Genomic DNA, 14,543 nt, shown 5'->3' with positions numbered 1-14,543 from the left:
GTCGCGACACCGGTCAACACGATCGAGTCGATGCGCTGGGCGCGCAGGAGCCGATCGAGGTCGGTCGCCGCGAACGCGCTGGCGCGGCGCTTGAGGACGACGGCCTCGCCCGGCAACGGCTCGATGCGCGGGTGCACGAGCGTCTAGGGGGATTCTTCGTGGAACAGCGTCCCCGCCCCGTGCAGGCCGCTGATCAACTGGTTTCCCGCTCCCACATCAAGGCCTGAGGCCCGGAGCCCGAAACGTATGAAGATCACCGGGATTCCGGAGGCTCTGGCCGCGGGGAGAACCTTTTCCATGACGGGAAGCACGCCGGCGGCGAAGGGAAAGTTGTCCGGCCCAGGCCTGCGCGGGCAGCTTCATGTCCGGCGCCACCTGAGCGAGTTTTCGGCGGTACGCCCGCACCTCGTCGACGTTGCGGGCCGGCACTCTCCAGTCCTGGCAGAAGATGGGCGTGGCCGGGTCCTCGACCGGCTTCTCCGCGACCAGCTCCGACGGGGCGGTGACCGCCGACTCCGGCTTGCCCGCCAGCAGTTTCGCCTGGTCCTCCGACAACGACTTCCAGTACGGGCCGATGAAGGCGTACTGGGTGTCGAGGAGCAGTTCGAGGAGCCACCGGACGGCCCGCCGAATCCGGCGGGCCGTCCCCCGCATCGCCCTCTTCTGACGGTGAACGAGGATCTGCTGGGAGTGGCAACAGTGCGAGCGCTGCCCACTCCTTGCCGGGACTCGGCCTGGCTTCGGATTCTCCTCGCCGTACCCGGGACGGTCCCGCGCCCGCACTGACCAAGCTGCTCCGTCGCCACCTCGCCGAGTTCGGCACTGGCCCTGATGGACGGCACTTCGTCGGCGTTCGTGGGGTGAACCGCCGAACATCAACTATCGGCGGCGACGCCCACCCCACCAAGACCACACGTTCATCCTCGGTCAGCACCAACGGAGGCAGCCTGCTGTCACCCATCCCGCCGGCACACACCTGCCACACCCGAAGTCACCACTCAGTGACGAAAAGCAACACGAGTGGTGACCGCAGGCCTCACAGCCAGCTCACTGGTCGAGCCCGAGCAGGCGCACGCCCTCCTCGCGCATCTCGACCTTGCGGATCTTGCCGGTGACCGTCATCGGGAACCCGTCGACGACGTGGACGTAGCGCGGGATCTTGTAGTGGGCGAGCTTGCCGGCGCAGAACTCCCTGACGGCCTCGGCGGTCAGGGGTGTGCCGCCCTGGCGGATGACGACCCAGGCCATGAGCTCCTCGCCGTACTTCTCGTCGGGCACGCCGATCACCTGCACGTCGGCGATGTCGGGGTGACGGTAGAGGAACTCCTCGACCTCGCGCGGGTAGATGTTCTCGCCGCCCCTGATGACCATGTCCTTGATCCGGCCGACCACGTTGACGTAACCGTCGGCGTCCATGGTGGCCAGGTCGCCGGTGTGCATCCAGCGGGCGGCGTCGATGGCCTCGGCCGTGCGCTCCGGCTCGTCCCAGTAGCCGAGCATCACCGAGTAGCCGCGCGTGCACAGCTCGCCGGGCTCGCCGCGCGGCACGGTCAGCCCGGTCTCCGGGTGCGTGATCTTGACTTCGACGTGCGGCATCACCTGTCCGACGGTCTCGGTGCGGCGCTCCAGGCCGTCGTCGGACCTGGTCATGGTGGAGACGGGCGAGGTCTCGGTCATGCCGTAGCAGATGGCGACCTCGGCCATGTTCATCTCGGTGACGACGCGCTTCATCACCTCGACAGGGCAGGGCGAGCCCGCCATGATGCCGGTGCGCAGGGTGGACAGGTCGTACTGCCCTGCGAGGGCGAGCTCGGCGATGAACATGGTCGGCACGCCGTACAGGGAGGTGCATCGTTCCCGCTGTACGGCCCGCAGCGTCGCCTCGGGGTCGAAGCCCGGGGCGGGGATGACCACGCAGGCGCCGTGCGAGGTGACGGCCAGGTTGCCCAGGACCATGCCGAAGCAGTGGTAGAAGGGCACCGGCAGGCAGACCCGGTCGTTCTCGTCGTAGTGGAGCAGTTCGCCGACGAAGAAGCCGTTGTTGAGGATGTTGTGGTGCGACAGCGTCGCGCCCTTGGGGAAGCCGGTCGTGCCCGAGGTGTACTGGATGTTGATCGCGTCGTCGGTGCTCAGCGACGCCATGCGCTCGCGCAGCCGCTCCTCGGGGGCGGTCAGCGCCAGCAGCCGGTCCCAGCCGGGGTCGCCGAGGTAGACGACGTCGGCGAAGCCGATCTCCTCGACCATCGCGCGGTAGTCGCTGCCCTTGTGCGTGAGCGCGCTGATGAGCAGGCGCAGGCCCGACTGCCTGACGACGTAGTCGAGCTCGTGGCCGCGGTAGGCGGGGTTGACGTTGACCAGGATCGCGCCGATCTTCGCGGTGGCGTACTGGACGATCATCCATTCGGGGCAGTTGGGCGCCCAGATGCCGATCCGGTCGCCCTTGGCGATGCCGGAGGCGAGGAGCGCGAGGGCCAGCCGGTTCACGTCGGCGTCGAGCTCGGCGTAGGTCCAGCGACGACCGGAGGGCACGTCGACGAGTGCCTCGCGGTCGCCGAAGCGCCGCACGGTCCGCTCGAAGTTGTCGCCGATGGTCTCGCCCAGCAGCGGGGTCGGCGCCACCGCGCTCGAGTAGGACTGCATGTCACAACCTCCGGTCGGTGAGTTCATTGAAGACCATGGTGTGCCCGAGTGGCCAGCCGGGATCGCCGGTGCGGGCGAAACGCACCCAGGCGGCGTGCATCGCGTCGGCCACGGCCTGCGGCGCGCCTGGCCCTGCGGTGCGTTCGACGCCGGGCGCGTCGAGCACGTCGAAGACGAAGGGCAGGTCGAGGTTGTGCACCGCGCCCACGCGTCCGCCGCCGACCGGGCTCTCGACGGGCGACTCCCACCGGAACTCGTACGCGTAGGCGGGCCTGGCCTCGCGGATCCAGCGCGTCTCGCGGGTGAACAGGTGCTGGGTGAAGGCGCGTCCGATGCGCTCGGCGGGTGTGAGGCCGGGTTCGTCGACCTGGACGCCGAGGTGGTCGAGCACGGCCTGCGCGGCGGCCTCGTCGAGGTCGGCGGCCAGGCGGCGGACGAACACGTCGGCCTCCTGGGAGGTGCAGCCGACCAGCAGTGGAAGGTGCCCGCTCGCGCCCGCGCGCAGGGCGGCCAACGGGACGGCCGGGATCAGGTCGCCGTCGACGACCGGCTTGACCGGCACCGACTCGTTCAGCCCGCCGGAGTCGCCGGTCAGCGGCGGCGGCTGTTCGGCGACGAGCGCCTCGGGGGACAGCCCGGCGAAGGAGGACCTGGTCGGGTCGATCCCCAGCCGGGTGGCGAGCGTCTTGGCGTAGTCGCGCGCCTCCTGCTCGGTGGCGACCAGGTTGGCCGAGCCGCTCATCACGATCGCGCGCCGGAACAGCCCTTCGGCGCGGGGCATCGTCAGCAGGGTGGCGACGGCGGCGGCGCCCGCCGACTGCCCGGCGATCGTCACGTTGCCGGGGTCGCCGCCGAAGGCCGCGATGTTGTCGCGTACCCATTCCAGCGCGGCCAGCCAGTCGAGGACGCCCCGGTTGAGCGGGGCGTCCTCCAGGGCCAGGAAGCCCTCGAAGCCGAGCCGGTAGTTGACGGCCACGCAGACCACGCCGTCGCGGGCGAAGCGGGGGCCCTGGTGCCAGGCCGCCCCGTTGCCGCCGATGGAGAACGCGCCGCCGTGGATCCAGACCAGGACGGGCAGCCCGGCCCGGCCGGTCTCAGGGGTACGCACGTCGAGGTTGAGGCAGTCCTCGCCGACCTCGAAGACGTCGGGCGCGTACAGGCCGATGTCCTCACCGGCCGCCTGCGGGGCGGCAGGGCCCCGCGTGACGGCGGGCCGTACGCCGTCCCACGCGGGTGGCGGGACGGGTGCGCCGAAGCGGAGCTCGCCGAAGGGCGGGGCGGCGTACGGCACGCCGAGGAAGGCGAGCACGCCCTCCTCGGCCCTGCCCTCGACCAGCCCGGCAGTGGTTCGCACGATCATGCGCGGCGCCATCCGGCCGTCCCTTCGACGATTCTGATCGCCGCCCGGGTGAGCGGCTCAAGGCTGGCCTCGTGCACCTTGTCGAGGGTGTCGGCCGAGTCGAACAGGTACATGGGAGCCGACAGGAAGTGCACGAGCGGCACCCCTTCGGGGTGGAAGAAGGCCCCGTCGGTGGGCGGCATCGGGGAGAACACGTCCGGCGGCAGCACGAACGAGCGTCTCAGGTCCTCCGCGACGAGGGCCGCCGCCACCAGGCTCTCCAGCTCCGGCTTCCTGGTGGTGAACCACCAGCCGGGTTCGGGGTCGCCGGTGGGCACCAGCTCGTCGTCCACGACCACGCACCGCCGGGCGGCGTGCTCCAGGTGGAGCTGGAGTACGACGTCGCCCAGCAGGCCGCGGTTCTCCTCGATGAAGGCCCGGGTGCCCGCGGCGTGCGCCATGTGACCCGCGGTCAGCAGGAAGATCAGGTTGTGCGGCCGGTCCCGCTCGGGCACGCCCGCCCAGTACTGGGCGGCGGCCAGCACCAGCGCGATCCCCGAGGCGTCCTCGACGGCCGAGGCCCAGGGCGCGTCGTGGTGCGAGCCGATGATCACCCACTGGTCGGAGCGACCGGGGAGCGTGCCGATCACGTTGTGCGAGACGGCCGGGCCCGTCTCCGACTCGACGGTGAGCATGCCCGTGCAGGGGCCCTCGTCGACCAGGTCGAGCACCCGCCGCGAGTCGCCGCGCGACAGCCAGACGGCCGGGAGGTCGCGGTGCACGGCGTCGTAGGGCACGTAGTAGTCGCGTGTCTCCCACGGCACCCCGGTCAGCGCCCCCGCGAAGGCGGCGGCGCCGCCGTCCATGGCGCCCTGGATGACGTCGAGGTAGTCGAGCTGGAACGGCAGCGTCTGGACCAACTCGTCGAAGACGCCCTCGGGGTCGTGCACGGCCGTCGCCAGGTCCCTCAGGTAGGACTGCGGCAGCTCCGTGAAGGTGTATTCGGGCACGACGATCGCGCCCGGCACGACCTCGCGGCTGACCGGCGCGCTCACGATCGCCTTCGGCGTGGTGTACGGCAGGGCGGACGCCGCCACCCGCACGACTCTCGACGGGTCGGCGTCCAGGCGCACCACCAGGGCCGCCGTCACCGGCCGCCAGACGGGCAGCTCGACCGGCGCCAGCCGTACGTCGTGGAGCCCGAACTCGGTGAAGCGCTCGGCGGCCCACGCGGCGGTCCAGTCGTCGGCCGGGTAGCCGGGACGCCTGATGCCCTGCGAGGTGACCGTCTCGATCCACTCCATCATCCGCGCGGTGTCCGGGATCATCGTTTCAGTCCTCCGAAGGTGAGCCCCGCCACGTAGTAGCGCTGCAGCGCCACCATCAGGATGAACGGTGGCACGGCGGTGACCAGTGCCGCGGTGGTGGTCAGGTGATAGTTGAAGCCGACCTCGCTCTGGAAGTTGGCCAGCCCCACCGGCAGCGGCCACAGCTCCTGCTCGTTGGCCACGATCAGCGGCCACAGCAGGTTGTCCCACTGCGCCAGGAAGTGCACGAGGAACAGGGTGATGAGCGCGGGCTTGAGCAGCGGCACGGCGATGCGCGCGAAGATGCGGAACTCCCCCGCGCCGTCGACCCGCGCGGCCAGCAGCAGCTCCTTCGGGATGCCGAGGGCGAACTGCCGCACCAGGAAGACGCCGAACGCGCTGATCATGCCGGGCACCATCATGCCCTGGAAGGTGTTGACCCAGCCGAGCTCCTTCACGATGAGGAAGACGGGGATGACCAGGACCATCGGGGTGAGCGCGAGCGTGCCGATCACCAGCGCGAACAGGACGCGGCGGCCGGGGAAGGACAGCTGGGCCATCGCGTATCCGGCGGCGGCCGAGAAGATCACGTCCAGGACGCCGGTGCCGACGCACAGGATGAGGCTGTTGCGCAGGTAGGTGGGCAGGTTGCCCTCGCCGAACAGCAGCCTGATGTTCTCGGGCAGATGGAAGCCGTTGAAGACCAGCCCGCGAAGGTCGGTGTCGTCGGGCGCCGAGGCGACGACGAGCATGGCGTAGACCGGCAGCAGCATGAACCCGACCGCGACGATCAGCCAGACGCTGCGCAGGATCGCTCCCGCTCTCATTCGTCGCCTCCCTTCAGGAACCCGAACTGCAGCGCCGAGACGATCACCATGGCGGCGAGCAGCACCATGCCCATCGCGGCGGCGTAGCCCATGTGCTCGTAGGGGAAGGCGTTGGCCCAGATGTAGTACGGCAGCACCTGGGTGGCGTCGGCGGGCCCGCCGCCGGTGAGCAGGAAGGCGGGCACGAACGCCTGCATCGATCCGGCCACCGAGATGACCAGGACGAACAGCAGGGTCCTGCGCAGCAGCGGGAGCGTGATCCGGGTGAACGTGGTCACCGCCCCTGAGCCGTCGATGGCGGCGGCCTCGTACACCTCGCCGGGCAGCGCCTGCAGCCCGGCGGTCAGGATGATCACGAACAGCCCCAGGCTCTTCCAGACGACCATCACGACCAGGGCCCAGATGGCCAGGTCGGAGCTGGTCAGCCAGGACTGCGGATCGATCCCGACCAGGCCGAGGAGGGTGTTGGCCAGGCCGCGGTCGGAGTAGATGATCACCCAGACCATGGACGTGGCGGCGAGCGGCATCACGGCCGGAATCATGACGAGCGCTCTGAGCCAGCGGTTGAGCCGTCCCGGCTTGCTCAGCGGCACGGCCACCAGCAGGGCCAGCACGATCGTCGGGACGACCGTGCAGACCGTGTAGACGACGGTGATCCACGCCGAGTTGAGGAAGCCGGGGTCGGCGAACATGCGCTCGTAGTTGGCGAGGCCGATCCAGTTGGGCGTCCCTGCCATCTCGTAGTCGGTGAAGCTGAGATAGATGGCGGCCAGGAACGGGACGAGCCAGAACACGACGAAGAAGACGGCCACCGGGAGGGTCAGCGCCACGCCCGCCGTGGCCTGGGGCCGGGCTCTGACCCTGCCGAGCACGCTCACTGGACCAGTCGCACGGTGGAGTCGAAGGTCGCCGCGGCCTGGGCGGGGGTCGACTTGCCGTGGGCGACGGAGTCGACGGCGCCGGCCGCGGCCTTCGCCAGTTCGAGGGTGCCGGGGATGATCGGGCCGAAGTCGACATGCGGGAGGCTGTCGGCGACGATCTTCATGATCTCGGACTTGCCGCGCGGCCCGGCGTCGCGCCAGCCCTTGGTCGGGATGATGATGCCGTTGTCGAGGTTGGCGGTCACCGACGGGGCGCCCTGCAGGTAGTTGACGAGGTGCCAGGCGGTGAACTGGTTGGGCGAGTCCTTGGCCACGCCCCAGCCCCAGGTGTAGGCGGGAACAACGGGCGGGCCGCCGGCCCAGGTGGGCATGGGCGCGACGCCGTACTGCTTGCCGAAGGTGAGCTTGTCCTTGCCCAGCTTCTCCAGCGCGGGGCCGAGGAAGGCGCCGCTGACGACCATGGCGGCCTCGCCGGAGTAGAACAGGCCGAGCGCGCCCAGCGGGTTGGAGAGCTTGGGGTTGCCGATCCCCGACATGTATGTCAGGGCGTTGAGGCCCTGCTCGGTGGCCAGCGACGCCTTCGCGCCGCCCGCTGTGACGAGCTCGCCGCCCTTGCCCCGGACGAGGGCGGTCAGCGTCATGAGGGCCCACTGCGGGTCGCCGTAGAGCCACTGCAGGCCAACCCGCCTGCGATCCTTGGAGGTGAGCTTGGCGCTGTACTCGGCGACCTCCTCCCAGGTCGCCGGGGGCTTGTCGGGGTCGAGTCCGGCCTCCTCGAACCGGTCCTTGCGGTAGTAGAGCATGCAGGGGTTGAAGTCGATGGGCACGCCGTAGGGCACGTCCTGGTAGGTGAGCGGGGTGGTCGTGCCCGGCTCGTAGTTCTGTAGCGAGAGCGCCTTGGTGTCGACGGGCGCGAGCCGCTTCTTCTTGGCGTGCGCGGGGAAGCTCCAGTGGCCGATCTTGAAGACGTCGGGCGGGGCGCCGCCGCTGAAGGCGGTCAGCAGTTTGGCGTCGAGCTGGCCTACGGGCAGGTAGAGCAGCTTCACCTCGACCTTGAACTCGGCCATGTAGCGGTGCACGAGCTCCTGGAGCTGCTGGCCGGTGTCCTGCGAGCCGTGCAGCCAGACGGTGACCTCGCCGTGCGGCCCGCCGTCCGCGGCCTGCTGCCGAGGCTGGTCCTTGCCGCATCCGGCGAGCAGGGTGAGCGCGCCGGCGGCGAGTAGCCCACGCCGCGTCAGATCCGCCATGGTGGTTCTCCTAGGTGAGGTTCTTGAGGGCCTGGTTCTGCCAGGCGGTGTTGGTGGGGAGCTCGGCGGTGCTGCCGGCGAACGCCCCGCGGGCCTGGGTGTCGGCCTGGAGGCGGTACCTCAGCCAGGCGGTCAGGTAGCCGAGGAAGGCGCCGCCGGTGTTCTGGATGTCGTTGTGCCCCGCGCCCTTGAGCAGCGCCCTGCCCGCTCCGGCGGTGGCCTGGTCGTAGTAGCCCTGCACGGTCGCGGCCGAGGAGATCAGCCAGTCGTTCGCGCCGCTGAGGAAGAGCACCGGGCAGGTCAGGTCGGCGACGGAGAACTCGTCTCCTGGGCTGGCCATCCACTGCGCGGGCACGGCGATCGGCACGACGGTCTTGATCAGCCCGGCGGAGTCGTTGGCCGCGTTGATGGATCCGCCCGCGCCCTGGGAGTGGCCGACGGCGGCGACCTGGGCGGTGTTCAGCTTGCCGTGGAAGACGCTGGCGGGGTCGGTGTTGAGGCCGATGAGGTGCTGGGCGGCGGCGAGGATCTCGGCGCCGGTGCCCGTGGTCGTGTCGGTGGAGGCGACCACCGCGAAGCCCCACGAGGCGAGGTGGTTGAGCAGTCCCGGATAGTTGTCGGGGGTGGCCCACGAGCCGTTGCCCCAGGTGACGATCGGGTGGGTGACGCCACCCGAGCCCAGGGTCTGCGGGTAGTAGAGCCGGTGGCCGCCCGAGGTGCCGGTGGCGACCGGCCACGGACCCGCTGCCTTGTAGATCGTCTCGATGGTGGAGGCGGCGTTGGCCTCGGTGGTCCACGACAGGAATCCGGCCGACATGAGGCCGAGTGCCCCTGCCCGTAACGCCTGCCGACGGGTGAAGTTCTCCATGGTCACCTCGTAAGTTGTTTGGAGACGTGAACGTCTCCAAAGAGAGGGAAGTACGATCGGTGAGCGATGTCAAGACATGAACAGAAGGAAGTTCCGGCGGCCCAGCCACTCCCCAGAGGGCGGCACGGACTCTCCCCCGACACGGTGCGCAACTCCCAGCGAGACCGCCTCGTGGAGGCCATGCTGAGACTCGTCGCGAGGCGTGGATACGCCGCCACGAGCGTGCCGGACGTGATCGCCGCCGCGCGGGTCTCGCGCAACGCCTTCTACGCCCAGTTCGCCGACAAGGAGGCGTGCTTCCTCGCCGGATGCGAGCGCGACCTGCCCGAGATGATCGACTCGATCTACACGGCCGCGTCGGGGGCGGGCGACCGCTGGAGCGAGGCGCTCTGGCTGGGGATGGCCGCCTACCTGCGGTGGTGGCAGGAGCGCCCGGAGTACGCGCAGGCGTACTTCGTGGAGTTGCCGAGGGCGGGCGAGCGGGCCGTCGAGCAGCGTGACGCCGCCTACCGGCCCTTCCTCGACATGCTCGGGGCGCTGGCCGCGCGGGCCAGGCTGGCGGATCCCTCGCTGCCGCCGCTGCGTGCCGCGGTGCCCCGCCTGATCGTCTACGGGATCACCGAGTTCATCGCCTCGGAGGTGCGTGAGGGCCGCGTCGCCACTCTGACGTCGTCGGCCGGCGACCTCTACCACTACACGGTCGCCCTGCTCGCCGGCCCCGATCACGGCATCGCGACCACCCCTTCCGCCTGAACCAGCCAGCCTTCGGGGAAGCACCCCTCCGCCGCCATGTGGGCGACGGCGGCCAGCAGGCCGCCGTTGCCCGGCAGGTAGAGGGGCAGCAGGCCCGGCCACTGGTGGTTGTGGCCGCTGGCCAGGTAGGTGTTCTTCGGGGCGTCCATCAGCAGCGCGTCCACGGCGGTGTCAGGCTCGCCGAGCCTGGCCGCGCACATGGCGAGCATCGGATAGTCCCAGCCCCAGGTGCTCTCCAGGTCCCAGTCGGCGAGCACGTCGTGCAGGGTGGCCCGCATGGTCTCGGGGTCGATCAGCGGGGTGGGCGGCACGAACCCGAGCGCGCCGGTCATCGAGGGGTGGTCGGTCCTGATCGTGTACGGCTCCACGCCGATGGCCGCGTAGACGCCGTCGCGCACCAGCGGCCGGGCCAGGCCGTCCAGGACCCGCGCCCACTCCGGGTCGGGGTCGAGGCCGAGCAGGCCCCGCCACCGCTGGGCCGTCTCCAGCCCCCACCACCAGTAGGCCAGCTCGAACGCGGGATCGCGCACCGACCGCCTGGACTCGTAGTAGGACTCCTGCGCCGGGACCAGCGGCGGCCCCAGATGCCCGCCGCCCGCGAAGGAGGCCATGAACTCGGCCGTCTCGAACACCAGGTCCCGGTAGTCCTCCAGCGCCCCCGGGCGGACCCGGCGGAGCAGCTCGGCGAAGTAGATCAGGTGCGGCTGCTGCCAGACGATGAAGGCGCCGATCTCACTCGGGCTCTCCCTGCCCTCCGGCCCCACCTGCTTGGGCCAGCGGGCGCCGCGGAAACCCTGCCGTCCGGCCGTGGCCTTGGCCCGCGGCAGGATCGAGCGGTACCACGGCAGGCTCCGCTCCAGCAGCTCGGGCCTGCCCCACAGGGCGAAGTGGGCGGCGTGCCACCAGTGCATCTCCAGGTGGAACTTGCCGCTCCAGGAGTTGACGGCCAGCCCGGTCTCCTGCGGCGGGGTGGAGCCCGCGCAGTTGACCGCGGTGAGGTACTGCGAGAGCACGACCCGGCGTTCGAGCTCGGGCGCTCGCGGGTCGGTGCTGCCGTCGAAGCTCACCGCTCCCCCGCTCGTCCAGAACCTCTCCCAGTGGGCGGCGGCAGCCGTACGGACCTGGGAGAAGGACGGGAGGGCGGCGCCGACGGGGTGGCGTGCGAACTCGACGACGAGCTCCAGCTCGTCGCCCTGGATCAGGTACACGTGACCGCCGGGCGACGTGAGCCGCGCCGACCCCGCCCACTCGGCGGCCACGTGGTATCGGTCCGCGTCCAGGACGCGGGTGAAGTCGCAGCGCGAGCCGTACGGCGTGCGCGTGAGCGCGTGCGTGGTGGTGTGCCTGCCGGGTTTGTCCCAGTCGGCGGTGGTGTGCCAGCCGTCGCTGGCGTAGGGGAAGGCGATCCTGATCCCCGCGCCACCCACGACGCGGATGGCCAGCAGGTCCCGCTCGGGGTGACAGACCGTCTCCACCTCGTACGGCAGGCCGCCCAGCTCGAAGGAGCTGGACAGCGTGCCGGTCCACAGGTCGAGGGTCTGCGCCGACCGGCCGAGCGGGGCGGCCTCGTCGACGTCGAGGCCGATCCGGCCGAGATGCAGGCGGTGCGGGTTCACGTGCAGCCAGCCGCCCGCCTCGGTGGCCGGATACAGGTCCGGATAGCCGACGCCGTCGTAGTCGGTGAGCGCGTCCTCCAGCACGTGGCCCTTGGGGTTGGGCATCGTGTGCCAGCCCCACTGCGCCTGCGTGCCCAGCGGGGCGAAGGTCTGCAGCCCGGTGGCGTCGGCGGTGAAGGCGAACTCCCCGTTGCCGACGGTGAGCGGACACCCGGCGCCGGCGATGGTGTGCCGACGCACGAGCGTCCTCCTGTCTATGCTCACGCACACCCCGGCGTGCCGGAGGCGCGCTGCTGGCGCATGGCGGTCACGTCGCCCGCGACGTCCGACTGGGCCATCGGGCCGAGGTCGAGCACGACGTCGGTGAAGGCGAGCGACGCCTTGCGCATCACCGGCAGGTCGATCGCCTCGGTGCCGAACTGCGGCGAGAACAGCGTCTTGGGCGCGGCGATGGGCGAGATGACGGGCAGCAGGTGCTGATTGTACGGCGTGCCCTCGCCACCGAAACTGCAGTGGTGCGGCACCGTGGCGAGGTCGGCCGCCGACAGGCCCTTGAGGATCGCGGTGCGCTTCACGTCCCAGTACTGGATGTGGCCCTTGACCAGTTCGCGCAGCGGCGTGCTCTCGCTGACGGGGACCATCAGCAGTTCGGTGAGGGTGGGGTTGGCGACGAGCTGCTTGCCTGGCAGGCCGTTCGGCCTGGCGACCGCGTCGTAGCGCTTGGCGCCGAGGTGCTCGAGCACGACGACGGAGGAGACCCCGCCCTGGTCGTACTCGGCGTCGAGCTGGGCGGCGAGCTGACCCGCGCCGCCCTCGCGGACGTCAGGGCCGGTCAGGTGCTGGTAGAGGTGGCCGGTCACGAACGCGAACTGCACGGTGCGCGGACGGCACTCCACCGGTAGCGACGACAGGTAGCGGGCCATCTCGATCATGGTGAGCGGGCCGTTGTCCCACACCGGGCTCATGCCGTCGGTGTGGCTCTCCACGACGATCTTCTGGGCGCTCCCGCCGGGAAGCGTCGCGAGCAGGGTGCGGGTCGTCGTCGGCGTCCAGGCGGCGTTCACGGTCAGCGCGGCCTGGACCGGCTGCCCGGCGGCCAGCGCGTCCTTGATCTGCTTGCCCTGGTCGGCGCCGACGTACGCGCCCGGCACGCCATACGGCAGGCCCTCGTAGGGCGCGTACATGCCCTGGATCTGGGCATGCGGGAGCTGGCTGACCTCGATCACGCCCACCGCGCCCGCGGCGGCGGCCGCCTTGAGGTCGGCGTCGGCCGCGGCCGGGGCCTCCATCGACTCCGAGCCGAGCAGGTTGATCGTGTGGGCCGGGTCGTACATGGAGTAGCCGAGGCCGAGCGGATAGAACAGCAGGTTGGGCACGTTGGTCCAGGGCAGGTCCCTGACGACGATCTTCCCGGCGGCGTTGGCCGCGGTGATGTTCGTCCCTGCGGCCAGGTGGACGAGCGGCGCCGAGACGCCGCCCGCGCCGGTGGAGGAGGAGAACGGCACGGGGGCCGCGACCTGCACGGCCGTACCGCCGACGGTCAGGCCGGTGCCGAGGCTGTCCCAGCGGTCGATGGCGTAGGGCAGGGAGGAGAACTGGAGGCCGGGGATGGCCGCCATCTCGTCCTCCAGCCAGTCGACGTAGTCGGCGTGCGCGGTGGAGCCGGTCGGCCTGGGGCCGAACGCCTCCTGCTGCTCGGCCAGGGTGTTCAGGCGGGCCTCGGAGGCGAACGCGGCGGGGTCGACCCTGACCGGGCAGGCCAGAGCGGCCGCCTGGGCGGAGGCCGGTTGCGCGGGCGCGACCAGCGGGAGGAGAAGGGCGAGGAGAGCGAGTCGTCTCACGTGGGGGGTCCTTCCATTGAATCGTTTTAATGCGTGGTCCGCGACAGTCCCCCGACGCGCGGTTGGTTCTCAGAGGCGAGGCGGTCCTGTGGTTCCGCGGACGATCAGCGTGGGCGACACCGACGACGTCACCGAACGCGTGCGTTCCTCGATGCGTTCGACGAGCAGGCGCGCGGCGGTCGCCCCGATCACGTGCCCGTCCTGATCGACGCTGGTGAGCGAGATGCGCTTGAGCGAGGCGATGCCGATGTTGTCGTATCCGGCGACGGAGAGGTCCTCCGGCACCGACAGGCCCGCCTCGTCGGCGGCGCGCAGCACGCCGAGCGCCGCGATGTCGGCCCCGGCGAAGATCGCGGTGGGCCGGTCGTCGCGCGCGAGCAGTTCCCGCGCGCCCTCGAAGCCGCCCTCCTCGGTGAAGGAGGTGGCCAGCACGTCGTCGGCGAGTCCGTGGGCGCGCATCGCCTGGCGGTAGCCTTCGGCGCGCACCGTGTGCGGCAGTCCCTGGGCGCGGGCCCGCTCCAGGTGGGTGATGTGCGCGATCCGGGTGTGCCCGAGCCCGACCAGGTGGTCGACCACGAGCCCCGCCCCCATCACGTCGTCGTCGACGACCGCGTCGTAGGCCGCGGCGCCGCCGTGCCTGCCCACCACGACGACCGGGGTGGCCGTCGCGATGGCGGCGAGTTCGGCGTCCGTCATGACCGGCGAGATCAGGATGAGCCCGTCCATGCTCCGGTCGATCATGGCGTCGATCATCCTGGCCTGCGTCTTGGGCTCGATCCCGCCGGGTCCGAGCAGCACCTGGTACTCGGTATCGCCCAGCCGGCCGGTGACGCCCTCGATGATGTCGGGGAAGAACGGGTTGCGGGTGTCGGAGAGCATGACGCCGAGGGTGTAGGTGCGTCCGCGCAGGGCGCGGGCCGCGGCGTGCGGGCGGTAGCCCAGCTCGTCGATGGCCTGCGTCACCTTGGCCTGCATCTCCGCGCTCACGCCGTAGGCCCCGCGCACCACCTTGGACACGGCGGCCGTGGAAACCCCGGCCCGCCTGGCCACATCGGCGATCGTCACCCGTCCGCTCGTCACACGCCGTCCTTCACAGAGTTTTCGTAGAACGAACTACACACTTTTCTGAAAGGTGAGGCTAGCCCGTCACCGCTACTCAGGTCTACCTCTTGACGGGCGATTCTCTCGTGCCCTAACAATGGAGAACGTTCTACACAATACCCC

Annotated in this window: 13 protein-coding genes; 1 reads left to right on the top strand and 12 read right to left on the bottom strand. The window is 70.7% G+C overall.

The window, feature by feature from the left end; genetic code table 11:
• From ABZ911_RS38935 to ABZ911_RS38895, 9 genes are all read right to left on the bottom strand, one after another.
• On the bottom strand, nucleotides 1-137 hold a 137-nt coding region (locus ABZ911_RS38935), incomplete at its 3' end, for an isochorismatase family protein (protein ID WP_358068230.1).
• A 79-nt stretch (nucleotides 138-216) separates the two neighbouring features.
• Entirely contained in the window at nucleotides 217-654 is a 438-nt protein-coding gene (locus ABZ911_RS38930) for a hypothetical protein (RefSeq protein WP_358068224.1), read from the bottom strand.
• Nucleotides 655-1,047: 393 nt separating this feature from the next.
• Nucleotides 1,048-2,640 (bottom strand): AMP-binding protein, encoded by a 1,593-nt coding sequence (locus ABZ911_RS38925; RefSeq protein WP_358068221.1) that lies wholly within the window; start codon nucleotides 2,638-2,640, stop codon nucleotides 1,048-1,050.
• A 1-nt stretch (nucleotide 2,641) separates the two neighbouring features.
• The gene (locus ABZ911_RS38920) at nucleotides 2,642-4,000 is read right to left on the bottom strand and encodes a carboxylesterase family protein (RefSeq protein WP_358068218.1); all 1,359 of its coding nucleotides are present in this window, start codon (nucleotides 3,998-4,000) and stop codon (nucleotides 2,642-2,644) included.
• Nucleotides 3,997-5,307, bottom strand: coding sequence for a M28 family peptidase (locus ABZ911_RS38915; protein ID WP_358068215.1), 1,311 nt, complete (start codon nucleotides 5,305-5,307; stop codon nucleotides 3,997-3,999). Before ABZ911_RS38915 ends, ABZ911_RS38920 begins: the two co-directional genes overlap by 4 nt.
• Nucleotides 5,304-6,113 (bottom strand): carbohydrate ABC transporter permease, encoded by an 810-nt coding sequence (locus ABZ911_RS38910; RefSeq protein WP_358068212.1) that lies wholly within the window; start codon nucleotides 6,111-6,113, stop codon nucleotides 5,304-5,306. The genes ABZ911_RS38915 and ABZ911_RS38910 overlap by 4 nt, the downstream gene beginning before the upstream one ends.
• Nucleotides 6,110-6,991, bottom strand: coding sequence for a sugar ABC transporter permease (locus tag ABZ911_RS38905; protein ID WP_358068209.1), 882 nt, complete (start codon nucleotides 6,989-6,991; stop codon nucleotides 6,110-6,112). The genes ABZ911_RS38910 and ABZ911_RS38905 overlap by 4 nt, the downstream gene beginning before the upstream one ends.
• Entirely contained in the window at nucleotides 6,988-8,241 is a 1,254-nt protein-coding gene (locus ABZ911_RS38900; protein ID WP_358068206.1) for an ABC transporter substrate-binding protein, read from the bottom strand. Before ABZ911_RS38900 ends, ABZ911_RS38905 begins: the two co-directional genes overlap by 4 nt.
• A 10-nt stretch (nucleotides 8,242-8,251) precedes the next feature.
• Nucleotides 8,252-9,109 (bottom strand): alpha/beta hydrolase, encoded by an 858-nt coding sequence (locus tag ABZ911_RS38895; protein WP_358068203.1) that lies wholly within the window; start codon nucleotides 9,107-9,109, stop codon nucleotides 8,252-8,254.
• A gap of 66 nt (nucleotides 9,110-9,175) precedes the next feature.
• On the opposite strand from ABZ911_RS38895, the gene ABZ911_RS38890 reads away from it, so the two are divergent.
• Entirely contained in the window at nucleotides 9,176-9,862 is a 687-nt protein-coding gene (locus tag ABZ911_RS38890) for a TetR/AcrR family transcriptional regulator (RefSeq protein ID WP_358068200.1), read from the top strand.
• On the opposite strand, the gene ABZ911_RS38885 is transcribed toward ABZ911_RS38890, so the two are convergent.
• From ABZ911_RS38885 to ABZ911_RS38875, 3 genes are all read right to left on the bottom strand, one after another.
• Complete coding sequence (locus ABZ911_RS38885; RefSeq protein ID WP_358068198.1) at nucleotides 9,832-11,718, bottom strand: hypothetical protein; 1,887 nt, start codon at nucleotides 11,716-11,718, stop codon at nucleotides 9,832-9,834. The two genes, ABZ911_RS38890 and ABZ911_RS38885, sit on opposite strands and share 31 nt — an antisense overlap.
• A gap of 20 nt (nucleotides 11,719-11,738) precedes the next feature.
• Nucleotides 11,739-13,319, bottom strand: a complete 1,581-nt coding sequence (locus tag ABZ911_RS38880) for a hypothetical protein (protein ID WP_358068195.1) — start codon at nucleotides 13,317-13,319, stop codon at nucleotides 11,739-11,741.
• 69 nt (nucleotides 13,320-13,388) lie between these two features.
• Nucleotides 13,389-14,399, bottom strand: coding sequence for a LacI family DNA-binding transcriptional regulator (locus ABZ911_RS38875; RefSeq protein WP_358068193.1), 1,011 nt, complete (start codon nucleotides 14,397-14,399; stop codon nucleotides 13,389-13,391).
• Nucleotides 14,400-14,543 lie beyond the last annotated feature (144 nt).

The sequence above is a fragment of the Nonomuraea sp. NPDC046570 genome (assembly GCF_040645915.1).
GTDB lineage: Bacteria > Actinomycetota > Actinomycetes > Streptosporangiales > Streptosporangiaceae > Nonomuraea.
Note: the sequence above shows the minus strand (reverse complement) of the source record. Positions and strands in the feature narration are given on the sequence as shown.